This window comes from Lederbergia sp. NSJ-179, from assembly GCF_022867885.1.
In the GTDB taxonomy this organism is placed as follows: domain Bacteria; phylum Bacillota; class Bacilli; order Bacillales; family Bacillaceae_C; genus Lederbergia.
In genome coordinates this window covers 36,236-49,351 of the sequence record NZ_JALIFP010000007.1, presented here as the reverse complement: position 1 = coordinate 49,351, position 13,116 = coordinate 36,236, and the positions used below count along the sequence as shown (strand labels likewise).

Genomic DNA, 13,116 nt, shown 5'->3' with positions numbered 1-13,116 from the left:
CTCGTATATATTATTGAATTCCTTCACAACACTTGTTGATTATCACCCCCTATGACTATTCTGTCCTTATTCAAGCAAAAGACGTCTATTCTTTCAAAGAGCCAATCATCACTCCTTTAACAAAATGTTTTTGTACAAATGGATAAATCACAAGTACTGGAATAGAAGCGACAACAATAAGTGAGTACTTTAAAAGCTCCCGTAAACCAGAAATCGCTGCCTGTGATTCCACATCAATAAACATTTCGGGATCCACTTCATTTTGAACGAGAATATTATTTAAAACTAATTGCAAAGGAAAATAGTCTTGATCCCGTAAATAGATTAAAGCGTTGAAAAAGGCATTCCAATGACCGACAGCATAAAATAATCCCATTACCGCGATGATTGGCCCTGATAAAGGGAGCACGATTCTTGCTAAAAATCTAAAGTCGCTGCAGCCATCCATTTTAGCCGCTTCGTGGAGCTCGTCTGGAATGGTCATTTTAAAATAAGTTCTTGTAATAATGACATTGAATACTGACATTGCATTAGGGATGATCATTGCCCAACGCGTATTTAACATACCTAACTCTTTCACAAGCAAATAATTGGGAATTAAGCCCCCACTAAAAAGCATAGTGAACAAAAATAAAAGCATAAAGAAATTTCGGCCATAAAAGTCCTTTCTAGACAGAGGGTAAGCAGCTAGAATAGTCAAGGAGATATTTATAATTGTTCCAATAATCATATAAAACAATGAGTTCCCATATCCTGTCCAGATCTGTTTGTAGGCAAAAACAGCTTTGTAGCCTTCAAGACTAAAATCGACTGGCCATAACCAAACTTCGCCCGCCGTTACGGCATCGGAAGAGCTAAAAGACGAACTAACGATATAGATCAGGGGGTAAAGAAACACAATAAGTAGAATGCTTAAAATCACATGATTAACTATTGTAAAAATTTTGTCGATTCTTGTGTCATTGATCCCATTGACATTCAATTCGATCACTTCTTTCCCTTTTATTCATCACCATAGACTTTCTTGCCCTATTTTTTTTGAAAATCTATTGACAGAGTAGATCAAAATAAGACCAATAATCGATTTAAATAATCCGATCGCAGCCGCATATGAATAATTTGGAACAGCGGAAACGAGTCCCACTTTATAGACATACGTATCAATAATTTCGGAACTTCTTAAATTCAGCGGATTCTGCAATAATAACGCTTTTTCAAAACCAATATTCAAAATATTTCCCATATCGAGAATAAGTAAAATAATCGTGATCGGTAATATGCCAGGAATATCAATATGCCATATTCTTTGTAATTTCGATGCCCCATCGATAATCGCAGCTTCATGAAGGGCAGGACTAACACTTGATAACGCCGCCAAATAGATGATGCAGCCAAACCCAACACTTTGCCATATCCCCGACCAAACATAGATTGATTTAAAATACCCTGCATTCCCCATAAAATGAATGGGTTCCATTCCCAGTAACGTAAGTAAACTATTAATCGGCCCTCTTGGTTCAAGAAAAACAAGAATAATTCCTACCATCACAACAACTGAAATGAAGTGAGGGGCATATGAAATCATCTGTACGGTCTTTTTAAAATGTTTTTTGTTCACATAATTTAAACTCAATGCAAGTAATATTGGGAAAGGAAAACCGGCAATTAATTGGTAAAAACTTAAGATAAGTGTGTTTTTGATCACTCTCCAAAACTCGTGAGATTTAAAAAATCTTTCAAAATGGTCCAAACCAATCCAATCACTTCCTAAAATCCCCTGTACAGGATTAAAATTTTTAAAGGCAATAGTCGCACCATACATTGGGACATAATGAAAAACAATAATGTAGATGAGGGGAAGAGAAAAAAGAACATATAGCTGCCAACTATTCTTAATCTTTTGTATGGGTGATGTCTTTTTCATTATTTTTGGTGCAATATTTCCCTTAGATTTTTCTGTAAGTATTGAGGACCTCATAGATTTCCCTCCTTCGGGGCAGTGAATTATTGAATTTTAGACAATAGTAGAAGTATTCAATACACTGATATCGCTTACAAATAAGTTTTTAAGAAGATCGGATGACATACATCACCCGATATCTCCCTTAAACCTCTTCCCAAAAACGCCTTAAATTCTCCATGCCTATTTTCGAAGCTTCTCTACATTCTTCCATGCCTTCAAATTCAAGGGTGATATTGCCATCGTATCCTGAATCTTTAATGAGTTTGACTATTTTACGGATGTCAATATCTCCTTGACCAACAATGGAACCTCTTAAATAATTTCCATTCGCTGATGTAAACCATTTGCCGCCGCCTGGATTCTCATCAAATGGGCGGACATAGAAATCTTTAAAATGGACTAGTGAAGCAAACGGTAAATTTTTCTTCACACCTACAATCGGGTCTTCATCCACACAGAGGAAATTGCCGACATCGACTGTTGTTTTAAAATTTGGCCTGTCTACTTCCAACAGGACTCTTTGTACCCGATCACTATGTTGGACACATTGGCCATGATTTTCAATGGTTGTCGTAATGCCAAATTGGCCCGCATAATCGGCAATTTGCCGGCTGCCTTCTACCATAAGATGTAAGTTTTTTTCAAACCATTCAATTGTGATTTTTTCAGGTGGAAGGGTAAAAGCCGTCACATCATGGCGCATATGCTCAATACCCATTCTATGTAGTAAATCAACATGTTCCTTAATTCTTGCAACTTCTTTAGCGAACTCTTCTTCTGTTTCTTGAACAAAATTGGCTGGCATCGAGTAGTTCGATAATTCAATCCCTACTTCTTTCGCTTTATCACGTACAGCATCAGCCAGTTCAAGATTATCAACTAAGGTAAAACCATATGGAACGATCTCCATATGTTCGCCACCATTATCTGCAATCCATTGAACAACATCCAACACAGTCATTTCGCCGGCATTAATAGCACTTAACAAGCTATATGTGCTTAAACCAACTTTCATATCTACCATCCTTTCTATTTAAATTCGTTTATTCGTATAATTCCAGCTCAATGACGGTATCATTTTCATCTGGTAATTGAGCTCCCGATAAGGTAATAAAGGCTCCATTTTCAGCATCTGAGTAATCCTCCGCCATCCAAGGCGTGAAGACATGCAATTCCGACCCGTCAGCTAGGAGTCTCGCTTTTTTTATTTTCCCCTTTAAACCAGCAAAATAAATGGGACCAATCCCGCGATCATACACATGGGCATAGAGCTTGTTGCCTTTCTGGGTATAACGTCCCCATTCGGGTTTTGGCAGGTCAGCTGCTTTACAACCGTAAATACTATCACTGTTCCGCTCCATCCACTTTCCAACTTCGGCCAAAATTTCTAATGACTCATCCGGAATGAGCCCTTTAGCATCCGGTCCTACGTTCAATAGCAAATTTCCATTTTTACTTACGCATTCTACTAATGTACGAATAACTTGTTTAGCGTTCTTATAATTTTTGTCTTTTGCATGATAACCCCAATGGTCATTTAATGTGATACAGGCTTCCCATGGAATCTGTTCGCCCGCTTCATTTAAAATACCTTGAGGCGGAATAATTTGCTCCGGAGAATAGAAATCCCCAGCATACACTTCAGGATGAGCAGATTTTATGTTCCCACCTAAACGATTATCAATGATGATCTCAGGTTGCAATTCCCTAATCATCTTGATTAATTCTGTTGCCTTCCATTTTTCTCCCGTCATATCATCATATGAAAAGTCAAACCACATCACATCAATTTTTCCATAGTTGGTAAGCAATTCCTTTACTTGACCGTGCATATACTCAAGATAGCGATCAAAATCAATGGTTTTGTCTTTAAAATCCTCATTATCCCTCATTGGATGCTGGCGATCACCATATGCCGGATAATCCTCATGGTACCAATCAATGATAGAATAATAGAAGCCTATTTTTAGACCCTCTTCACGAAAAGCATCCACATATTCTTTCACCAGATCCCTTTTGGCTGGCGTGTTAGTAGATTTATAATCTGTCAACTGACTATCAAACAAACAAAAACCATCGTGATGTTTGGTCGTTAAAACAGCATATTTTTGTCCCGCTGCCTTAGCCGCCCGCGCCCATTCTTTTGGATTATACTGGGTTGGGTTGAATTCATCAAAATAAGGTTGATAGTCTTCATTGTTGATCCTTTCAAAACTTCTGACCCATTCTCCTCTAGCAGGAATGGCATACAATCCCCAATGAATGAACATACCAAACCTGTCATCTAAAAACCACTCAGTCCGCTGACTTCGATCCTTCATTCTAGACACCTCTTTCTTTTAATACAAAAACTACGGAAAGGGTTTACAATTATTTTTTATGTTACCGATAATCCAAATGTAACATCCAATCAAAGTGCTGTCAATACATTTTTGAAAACTTATGGAAATCTCTTTCACTACCGTTGTCTTTTTTCATTAGGATTTTTTACTTTTGGCAAAAAGATTCAAGTGAATAAAACAGCACCCCAGATGCTATTCATGGGTGCTGCTACAGCAATTATTCACTCTCAATCTGGGACCGTACGTTTTTTTCAGCCTGGTCTTGCAAAATCCGTAAAAATTCATTTAAATCCTTCCCTGAATTTACGTATTCAATTCCTGCCGTTGTGATAACCCCATCTCCGTAGAGCGATCTTTTAGAAGGACCGACTGCATAGCTATGAAGAAATAAGGACTCAAGATTTTTATCCTGATATTCGGGTCTGTCTGCTAAAAAGGCAGAATGTATATCTGGATTTTGCAACGGTGAAGCGGTCCCTTCTTTGGATTTTATTGTTTGTACCTCTTCGGACAGCAAATAATCAAGAATCTCTAGAGCTTCCTTTTTATGTTCGCTTGGACGAGTAATGGCATGCCCTCTGCCACGTGGCTGTGGAGCAATTCCCTCATACCCTTCCCATACAGGATACGTAACAATATCGATATGATCTTGTTCCAACCAGCCAAAATTTGTTGCAATCGGCGTCATAGCAACATTGCCTTTACCAAATTCTTCTCCCCAATTATGCAAGAGGTCTCCAGGTTTTTCTGCAGGATAATTACCCGGAATCGATGTTACTTCGCCGATCAATCCTAGATATCTTTTATAGGCTTCAGATTCTGTAATTAGCACTTCATTCGTTTCAGGGTCGATTGATTCCTGACTAAATTGAGTATAAGCATCATAGGGTGTATCTAAATCTAAGCCACGGTATTGAGTACCATTTACCTCACGAGTCAATTCTTTTGCCAGTTCTGTTACCTCTTCCCATGTCATCCCGTCTCTCGGGTAGTCGACTCCTAAAATATCAAATACATCTTTGTTATAATGCAAAGAGTAAGAAGGACGTGTTATTGGAAGGACAACTAATCTCCCCTCTTGAGCAGGATCTTGATTTCGTGCAAATTCGACGAAGGAAGGTTCATAACGTTCTAGATCAAAGCCCGTTTCCTCGATTAACTCACTCATATCATAATCGAGTTCAAATCTTTTTAAGTGGCTCGTATGAGTAATCGCGCCCATCGTCACAATATCAGGTGTTTTGCCTTTTGCTACTAACTCTTCCAGCGTTTCAGGGTGATCTGTACCTGCATCATATACTTCAACCGACACATGAGGAAACTTCTCCTCAATAAACCTCCCTACATCTTCCTGATATTGTTCTTCATTCCCTTGATAAGCCCAGATAAGTGTGATCTCTTCATCTGAACCCTCTTCAATCGCTTCAGCATCCGTATTCTCTTTTTCAGAACCCTTTTTTTCATTTTCCTCTTTCCCGCCTGTACTACTGGCACAAGCTGCAAGTAACAACAACAATAATATCGATAAAAACCCAATCCCCTTTTTAGCTGATTTCATAGTTGCTCCTCCCGTTTGCTACAATATTATAAAACGCTTACATTTTTTTAGAAGAAGTTGTGACCGTCTATCAAATTTCACATTCTATACAAAATTGATATCTGGTCATTTCGTAACACAGGATAAAGAGTAAAGGTTTACAAAATTAGAAGGCATTCAAATGACTTTCAGTTACCGGTAAATACAAAATAATATTCGCTTCGGAAATTGTCAAATCCTTTTATAGAACTTTCGAATTTTCAACAGAACACAATAAGCGAAAAACAATTCCCAATTAAATGTGCTTTCGTGGATGAATTTGATTTAATCAAAATTCCAACAGTGCTGTTCTATCATAGCTTTAAACGTTTTTAGAGATAACTTGCCTTCTGGCAGATCCAACCCCACTTTGAATCTACGTTTTTTGAGGATTCCGCGACTTTTCGTACATCCAACCTCACTTTGGATCTACATTTTTGAGGATTCCGCGACTTTTCGTACATCCAACCCCGCTTGGATCTACATTTTCGATGTTCCCGCGACTTTTCGTACATCTAACCTAGCTTTGGATCTACATTTTTGAGGATTCCGCGACTTTTCGTACATCCAACCTAGCTTTGGATCTACATTTTCGATGTTTCCGCGACTTTTCGTACATCCAACCTAGCTTTGGATCTACATTTTCGATGTTTCCGCGACTTTTCGTACATCCAACCTCACTTTGGATCTACATTTTTGAGGATTCCGCGACTTTTCGTACATCCAACCTAGCTTTGGATCTACATTTTCGATGTTTCCGCGACTTTTCGTACATCCAACCTCACTTTGGATCTACATTTTTGAGGATTCCGCGACTTTTCGTACATCCAACCCCGCTTGGATCTACATTTTCGATGTTCCCGCGACTTTTCGTACATCCAACCTCACTTTGGATCTACATTTCTGAGGATTCCGCGACTTTTCGTACATCCAACCTAGCTTTGGATCTACATTTTCGATGTTCCCGCGACTTTTCGTGCATCCAACCCCGCTTTGGATCTACATTTTCGATGTTCTCTCGAATTTTCGTACATCCACCCTTACTGTGGATCTATCGATTTAAGTCCAAGAATGCAATGTTGCACATTTTCACGTATAATAGGTATGATATAAACACATGATGAACGAGGGATGGATGTAATCGTTTATCTCTGTTTTTGTAATATGAAAGAGGAGGATCCGATAATTGGTCACGATTTATGATATAGCCAAAGAAGCAAATGTTTCCGCGATGACGGTGTCTCGGGTCATTAATAATTCCGGTAACATTAGTCAAAAAACGAGAGAAAAAGTGGAGGCTGTTATAAAAGAGCTAGGCTATATTCCCAATAGCTCGGCACGCAGTCTAACTTCTAAAAAAACAAAGATATTGTCGCTGATGGTCACAGATATAACAAACCCATTTTTTACAAATATTGCCCGAGGTGCTGAGGATAAGGCGATGCAAATGGGCTATCAATTAATGTTATGCAACAGTGATGAGAATGTTGATAAAGAATCGAAATATATTGATATGTTAATATCCACGGGAACGGATGGTGTATTAGCGGCCCCTGCTAATGATTCCTCAAAGAAGAATCTTCAGAAGCTATCAAAGTATCAGATTCCCTATGTGCTCATTGATCGTTATATTGAAGAATTATCCTGTGATCAGGTATTAAGTGATAATGAAACCACTACACGCCGGTTATTGGAACATCTGATCAAACAGGGGCATAGACAGATTGCCATTATTAACGGCCCTTTGGAAATTGCTACGGCAAGAGAGCGGCATAATGCCTATCTCAAGACTTTGAACTTATATGAATTGCCCATTAATGAACATTGGATTCATCAAAGCCATTTTTTGCGTGATAGCGATGTTTCCGATACCATTAAGGGAATGCTAGAATTGCCCGAAAGTGAGCAGCCTACTGCGATCTTTGCTACTAGCAATTTTATTGGGATAAATACAGTAAAATATTTAAAAGAGAATCATGTGAAGGTGCCGGAGGATATCGCGGTTGTTTGTTATGATAGCATTCCAAATTATTTAGGAACGGAACCCTTTTTAACCTCGGCAGAACAACCATCCTATAATTTCGGTTATCTAGGCGCTCAATTATTGATTGAACGAATTGAAAATAAAGCGCCCGAAACACCAAGAAAAATCGTTCTTCCGTCTGAGGTTCATTTTAGAGAATCATCAGCCTTTAAGAGAAAAAAATAGGAATCTCCATTGGGCGAGTTGAGCCTTTGCAGTTGATGTTTGAGTCATTGCGGACGGACCTTGAATCGTTGATGACGAAGTTCGAGCCATTTCATTATAAAAATGGAAACAAATATAAAAGCCGATGATTTCTTGAGTAGGAGATCTCGGCTTTTTTCTTTTATTCCATATCCGAAATTTTTTGGAAAGTTTGGAAAGTATTGATTTCCTTTGCAAGAGCCGTTTTTAGTTTTTCTCCACATTTCCGACTGCAGACTGTAAACAGGCCGTCTTGTCCATGTTTCTTCGCTTCTGAATCGGCTGTTGTGACAATCATTGGAACACGGCTCTGTATGGAGTCTAAATAAACTTGGACGATTTCCCCTTCCCTATCTGAAAAATCAATATCCTTTTTAAATTTCGCATTGATTGCATATAACGGTTGATTTTCAGCGATTTTCTTCGTACACCATGCACAATTAAACATTGATAATCTCCTTTCTATACGAAAGAGCATTTTCTATCATTTTAAATCGATCTTTGGTTTTGGTCTTTTGCAAATCAGCAAAAATCTACCATTTCAAAATCGATTAAGATATCAATTAAGATTTTATAAGGCTGATTATTTTCTGCAAACAGTGTTGAAAGGAGATCCGGTCATTATTGCAGACGTGACCACGGCCATCAGATCCAGCACACTTCAAATTTTTGAGCAATATAGGAATCATAAAATTTCGTATTGTGATGCGCTAAGTGTAGAGATCATGAAAGAACAGCAAATTCAAAAGATCTTTGCGTTTGATCAACAATTTGAGGAAGTGAAGGGAGTCCAACTAATTCGGTTATGAAGGAGCCCAAGGTGAAAATGTTCAAGCCCGTCTTCACAATTCACTACCTTTTCAAACAAATTTTTCCGCAAAGTTCAGACATATTTCATTCGTACGAAGAGTAACATGAAAAAGGAAATGAAAATGATCGAGATCACCCATAACCACGCCATTCCCATGTGACCCGAGTCGATGGCTAAATAAATAGCGGTTGGGATTGTCTGGGTTTTACCGGAATATTTCCAGCGAACATTAAGGTAGCCCCGAATTCTCCAAGTGCTCTTGCAAAGCTTAAAATGCTTCCAGTGATCAGGGATCTAATGGCTAATGGAATGGAAATAAATAATAGCAATTTCCATTCATTTGCTCCGTCCACTCTAGCCGCATTCTCAATATCCACATCAATGTCTTGAAATCCGGACTTTGCTGTTTGATACATAAGTGGAAAAGATACAACAGCAGAAGCCATAACGGCTGCCCACCAAGTAAAAATGATTGGCTGTTTAAAAAGCCATTCAATCGATTGCCCTATTATACTATTTTTCCCAAAAATAATAATCAAAATGAAACCAATCACTGTTGGAGGGAGCACCATCGGAGGCGTCAGAATCGTTTCCAATGCCGCTTTCCCTTTAAAAGCTTTTCTAGCCATGAAACATCCAACTAATAAGCCCGTTCCAATGACAACCAAATCGGCGTCCAAAATTCTTCTGTAAATATATTATTTAATAGTAAATCCATAATCCTCAAATACCTTCAATGCAGTCTCACTTTGCAAATATTGATAAAATTCTTTGGCTGCTTCATAATGTTGCGAACCCTTTATTATTCCTACTGGATAAACAATCGGTGTATGGGTATCAGGCTCAGCGGTTGCCACGATTTTTACTTTATCCGAAATAGCAGCATCCGTTTTGTAAACCATTCCTGCCTCTACATTCCCAGTTTCTACATAAGATAATACTTGTCGTACATCTTTTGCATAAACGATTTTCGGTTTCACTTTTTCCCATACATCCATCGCTTTCAAGGATTCCTGCGCATATTGGCCTGCCAGCACAGATTCTGGGGTGCCAATCGAAAGCTGCTGGATCTGATCATTTGTCAGATCAATAAAATGTTTAATATGGGATGGATTTTCTTTCGGAACAACTAAGACAAGCTCATTTTTTAGCAGATCTACCCCATCTTCCCTTGCAATCATTCCTTCTTTTATAAGTTGATCAAATTTATCCTCTGCAACGGAGAAAAATACATCCACAGGCGCACCATTGGAAATTTGCTGCTGTAATGAACCGGAACCTCCACGACCGTTTTTTCCTTTTTACGGGGCTTTCGGGCGTCTTAACCCCTTCATGAGAACCGTTCCACTGACTTTTAAAATTTTCGGGCATCATGACTTGTCCGTTGGGCAGCTCCCACTTCCCAGTCGCTCTTTCATTTTATCCCGAATGAACTGGTAGTAAAACCACTTATCTTTTTCGGTCGATTTTATAGAATGTCTTTGCATTCTCCCCCATAAATAACGCTAGCTCCCTAGCCTTTACATTCTTGGAAAGATAGTCATGAGCTATTTTTATGACATCTTCATAGGTCCCAGCAAGCAGACAGACCGGCCAATCACTGCCAAACATCACCCGCTCTGGTCCAAACTCTTGAAATACCTGTTCCAAATAAGGCTTAAAATCATTGACTTTCCATGATTCGTGATTCGCTTCTGTTACTAATCCCGACACTTTACACATAACAGATCGATGCTGTGCGATCTTTTCTATTCCCTCTGCCCAAACATCCCATTCTTCCTCTTTAATATTCGGTTTTGCACAATGATCGATCACGGCTCGTAATGTTGGAAATTCTTCCAATAATTCTAGCATATGGGGAAGATGTTTCGGATAGATTAAAAGATCGATTGGAAAATCATCTTCCACCAAAATCTCGATATTTCTTTTTACCTCAGGGCGTAGAATCCAACGATCATCCGAAAGATCCTGTAACATGGGTCGAAGCCCAACAAATTTGGGATGCTCCCGATACTGAGTGAATTGTTCTGGAAAGTTTGCTGCTGATAAATCCAGCCATCCCACCACTCCAGCAATCGTATTATTTTTGTCAGCGAGCTCTAGTAAAAAATCAGTTTCTTTTACATTTGGTGCTGCTTGAACGACAATCGTTTGGTCCATTTTATGCTTCTTTAAGTTCGGCTCTAAATCAGCCGGTAAAAAATCTCGGTAAATCGTTTTCAAGTCAGCCGTTGGCCAATTTGTAAAATCATTGTCCAGTTGCCAATAATGTTGGTGCGCGTCTATTCTCATGCGTTATCACTCCCCATATTCAGCTTATGTCTCTATTCTAGCAATATATGAAAATCGTACAACCCCATATAGGATTGTACGATTCATTCCCTTAATTTTCTTGGTAACGGTCATAGGCTGTTTGATATACTTCTACAATATCAGCCATTCCTATTTCTTATAACGAGCTTCCCCTTGTTCAGTGATTCGTTTTGCTATAGATCGCACGGATTTGATCGATGTATAAGGTGCCGGTTGTTTTTCGATCGTTGTTTACCGCCATATAGCGAAAGGGGATTTCCATACTTAAGGGAAGTGGGCGACCTTTTGAAAGTTCGGCCTCTACATATTGCCACCCTTTCCAATAGACGCCTTGCTCCTTCTCTGTATAATTAATGGCAAAAGCCTGATCTTTACCATCTCTTAATTGTGCCCTTAACCAATGCCCCTCTCACCGATCAACCCATTGTCGACAAGTTGCCGATTTCCCCCACAGCTTCTGTCACATTTGCCCATTCTGCTGCGAGTGAAAAGAAAAATTCTATTTGATCTCCAACCTTAACATTTTTCCGCAACCATTCACCTGCCCTTCCATTTCCAGAAAGGACAAGCCATCCTTTTTTTAATGGATTATTCCCCTTGCCCTCTATAAGCTTAAGCATCTTTCCTTTCACCGAATAGCCCGATCGCACTTGCCCTTCACCGATTTGAATCAAGCCCTCGAGGCCATCATCATCTGTCCCGGTACGTTCCGCAAAGTTTTCTGTAATAAATCCATATAAAGGTTCATCATACTTCGAGTATGGTGGAACAGGTGCCAGATTTTGAGTGAATGGTGCTCTTGCATTATAATCGCTTTCATATTTGTCAATGATCTGGCCACCGAATTCGTCAAATACTTACATATCTTCGATGGTTGGCGGACTGCCGGCACGCGATAATACTTTTTGCCCCTCAGGACTAGCCAAGTGGACGATCACTTTAAACGCTTCGTCTGGATGCTTGCTTTGTTTCGTAATATTAAAAGATAGAGCAACAGCTGATGGGCCCGTATTGGGAAGATCCTTCCAAACAGGTGTGGTCACCATATCAAAATTAATTCCGTCTACAGGAGCAATGAGTGGTAAATGTGTGGCACTTGCTACCCACATGGCAATATTTTGTTGATTTTCATGGAATGCAACCGTGATAATATCCGGGACTTCCCCTTTGGCAAATAGCTCCTGAAGCTGATCCGCATCCGCAGGATTCCCTTCCATTAATTCTAGATTGATTTTTGGAAAAGCATCATCAATTTGTTCTTTAAAGCGATTATTAAACACTTCTTCATCAACTGCGATTAACATCTTCAACGTAACCTCTTCATTCTTTTTCGCTTCTTTGGACGTTTTTTTCGTACAACCAATCAACATCAACAAACTAAGACTGATAACGAGAAAGGATAGCCACCATTTTTTATTCATTCAACGTAACCCCCTATTCGCTTTTACTTGAGCTTCCTGTCGAATTGCGCTTCGCGGAACAGAGCAATTAGGACCTTGGATTACTAGCATGGATAAAAAAGGAATTAGAGTATTCAACTGACGTTATTGGAGAGGCTCTTGACGTAAAAGGGTTTGCTGAAGTGAGCAGCTATATGTTTGGTGATAAAATTGCGGCACAAGAAGGGTATCAACCTGTTGGGCTTCCTTTTTGTGCAGGTTACGCAGTAGGCTATAAGGCTGTTCAGTCTTATATGAAAAAGTATAATAAAACGATATATGAAGCAGCTTTGGCCTCCACTGATGAAATAATTCATGGAAGTGACATGTTGTTTTCGGAGTAACCCTCATAGTTCCGCAAACGGGAGCCTATCCGAAATAAGAGTACGTCCTTAATTCTAATCCACTGGATAAAAACCCTCCCAAAAATTTGGGAGGATTGAAG

General features: G+C 39.2%; 11 protein-coding genes and 3 pseudogenes. 3 read left to right on the top strand and 11 right to left on the bottom strand.

From position 1 onward, the window contains the following. Nucleotides 1-85: 85 nt before the first annotated feature. From MUB24_RS07460 to MUB24_RS07440, 5 genes are all read right to left on the bottom strand, one after another. Nucleotides 86-982, bottom strand: coding sequence for a carbohydrate ABC transporter permease (locus tag MUB24_RS07460; protein ID WP_244702976.1), 897 nt, complete (start codon nucleotides 980-982; stop codon nucleotides 86-88). 27 nt (nucleotides 983-1,009) lie between these two features. After that, complete coding sequence (locus MUB24_RS07455) at nucleotides 1,010-1,978, bottom strand: ABC transporter permease (protein WP_244702764.1); 969 nt, start codon at nucleotides 1,976-1,978, stop codon at nucleotides 1,010-1,012. Between the two features lie 127 nt (nucleotides 1,979-2,105). Beyond that, complete coding sequence (locus MUB24_RS07450; RefSeq protein WP_244702762.1) at nucleotides 2,106-2,978, bottom strand: sugar phosphate isomerase/epimerase family protein; 873 nt, start codon at nucleotides 2,976-2,978, stop codon at nucleotides 2,106-2,108. A gap of 28 nt (nucleotides 2,979-3,006) precedes the next feature. Continuing rightward, nucleotides 3,007-4,284 (bottom strand): alpha-L-fucosidase, encoded by a 1,278-nt coding sequence (locus MUB24_RS07445; RefSeq protein WP_244702760.1) that lies wholly within the window; start codon nucleotides 4,282-4,284, stop codon nucleotides 3,007-3,009. 238 nt (nucleotides 4,285-4,522) lie between these two features. Next, the gene (locus tag MUB24_RS07440; protein WP_244702758.1) at nucleotides 4,523-5,863 is read right to left on the bottom strand and encodes an ABC transporter substrate-binding protein; all 1,341 of its coding nucleotides are present in this window, start codon (nucleotides 5,861-5,863) and stop codon (nucleotides 4,523-4,525) included. 1,204 nt (nucleotides 5,864-7,067) lie between these two features. On the opposite strand from MUB24_RS07440, the gene MUB24_RS07435 reads away from it, so the two are divergent. Then, nucleotides 7,068-8,090 carry a LacI family DNA-binding transcriptional regulator gene (locus MUB24_RS07435; protein ID WP_244702756.1) on the top strand — a complete coding sequence of 341 codons (1,023 nt, stop codon included), beginning with the start codon at nucleotides 7,068-7,070 and terminating at the stop codon, nucleotides 8,088-8,090. A 160-nt stretch (nucleotides 8,091-8,250) separates the two neighbouring features. Here the strand turns inward: MUB24_RS07435 and MUB24_RS07430 are convergent, their stop codons facing one another. Then, complete coding sequence (locus MUB24_RS07430) at nucleotides 8,251-8,556, bottom strand: hypothetical protein (protein WP_244702754.1); 306 nt, start codon at nucleotides 8,554-8,556, stop codon at nucleotides 8,251-8,253. Nucleotides 8,557-8,623: 67 nt separating this feature from the next. Here MUB24_RS07430 and MUB24_RS07425 point away from each other — a divergent pair, with 67 nt between their 5' ends. After that, nucleotides 8,624-8,917, top strand: a complete 294-nt coding sequence (locus MUB24_RS07425; protein WP_244702752.1) for a PIN domain-containing protein — start codon at nucleotides 8,624-8,626, stop codon at nucleotides 8,915-8,917. A gap of 74 nt (nucleotides 8,918-8,991) precedes the next feature. Here the strand turns inward: MUB24_RS07425 and modB are convergent. From modB to MUB24_RS07400, 5 genes and pseudogenes are all read right to left on the bottom strand, one after another. After that, nucleotides 8,992-9,548, bottom strand: a pseudogene (gene modB, locus MUB24_RS07420) (molybdate ABC transporter permease subunit). 69 nt (nucleotides 9,549-9,617) lie between these two features. Further along, nucleotides 9,618-10,202, bottom strand: a pseudogene (gene modA, locus MUB24_RS07415) (molybdate ABC transporter substrate-binding protein); the annotation flags it as partial. Between the two features lie 166 nt (nucleotides 10,203-10,368). Next, on the bottom strand, nucleotides 10,369-11,211 hold the full coding sequence (locus MUB24_RS07410) for an amidohydrolase family protein (RefSeq protein WP_244702751.1): 843 nt from the start codon (nucleotides 11,209-11,211) through the stop codon (nucleotides 10,369-10,371). A gap of 437 nt (nucleotides 11,212-11,648) precedes the next feature. Then, entirely contained in the window at nucleotides 11,649-11,852 is a 204-nt protein-coding gene (locus MUB24_RS07405) for a hypothetical protein (RefSeq protein ID WP_244702749.1), read from the bottom strand. Nucleotides 11,853-12,089: 237 nt separating this feature from the next. Continuing rightward, nucleotides 12,090-12,653 (bottom strand): extracellular solute-binding protein, encoded by a 564-nt coding sequence (locus tag MUB24_RS07400; protein ID WP_244702748.1) that lies wholly within the window; start codon nucleotides 12,651-12,653, stop codon nucleotides 12,090-12,092. 49 nt (nucleotides 12,654-12,702) lie between these two features. Between MUB24_RS07400 and MUB24_RS07395 the strand changes: the two are divergent. Further along, nucleotides 12,703-13,015 (top strand): annotated as a pseudogene (locus tag MUB24_RS07395) (DUF2268 domain-containing putative Zn-dependent protease); the annotation flags it as partial. Nucleotides 13,016-13,116: the final 101 nt, after the last annotated feature.

Coding starts and splice junctions, on each gene's coding strand:
- MUB24_RS07455 (WP_244702764.1), bottom strand. CDS start 1,978: ATGAGGTCCTCAATACTTACAGAAAAATCTAAGGGAAATATTGCACCA.
- MUB24_RS07450 (WP_244702762.1), bottom strand. CDS start 2,978: ATGAAAGTTGGTTTAAGCACATATAGCTTGTTAAGTGCTATTAATGCC.
- MUB24_RS07445 (WP_244702760.1), bottom strand. CDS start 4,284: ATGAAGGATCGAAGTCAGCGGACTGAGTGGTTTTTAGATGACAGGTTT.
- MUB24_RS07440 (WP_244702758.1), bottom strand. CDS start 5,863: ATGAAATCAGCTAAAAAGGGGATTGGGTTTTTATCGATATTATTGTTG.
- MUB24_RS07430 (WP_244702754.1), bottom strand. CDS start 8,556: ATGTTTAATTGTGCATGGTGTACGAAGAAAATCGCTGAAAATCAACCG.
- MUB24_RS07410 (WP_244702751.1), bottom strand. CDS start 11,211: ATGAGAATAGACGCGCACCAACATTATTGGCAACTGGACAATGATTTT.
- MUB24_RS07405 (WP_244702749.1), bottom strand. CDS start 11,852: ATGCTTAAGCTTATAGAGGGCAAGGGGAATAATCCATTAAAAAAAGGA.
- MUB24_RS07400 (WP_244702748.1), bottom strand. CDS start 12,653: ATGAATAAAAAATGGTGGCTATCCTTTCTCGTTATCAGTCTTAGTTTG.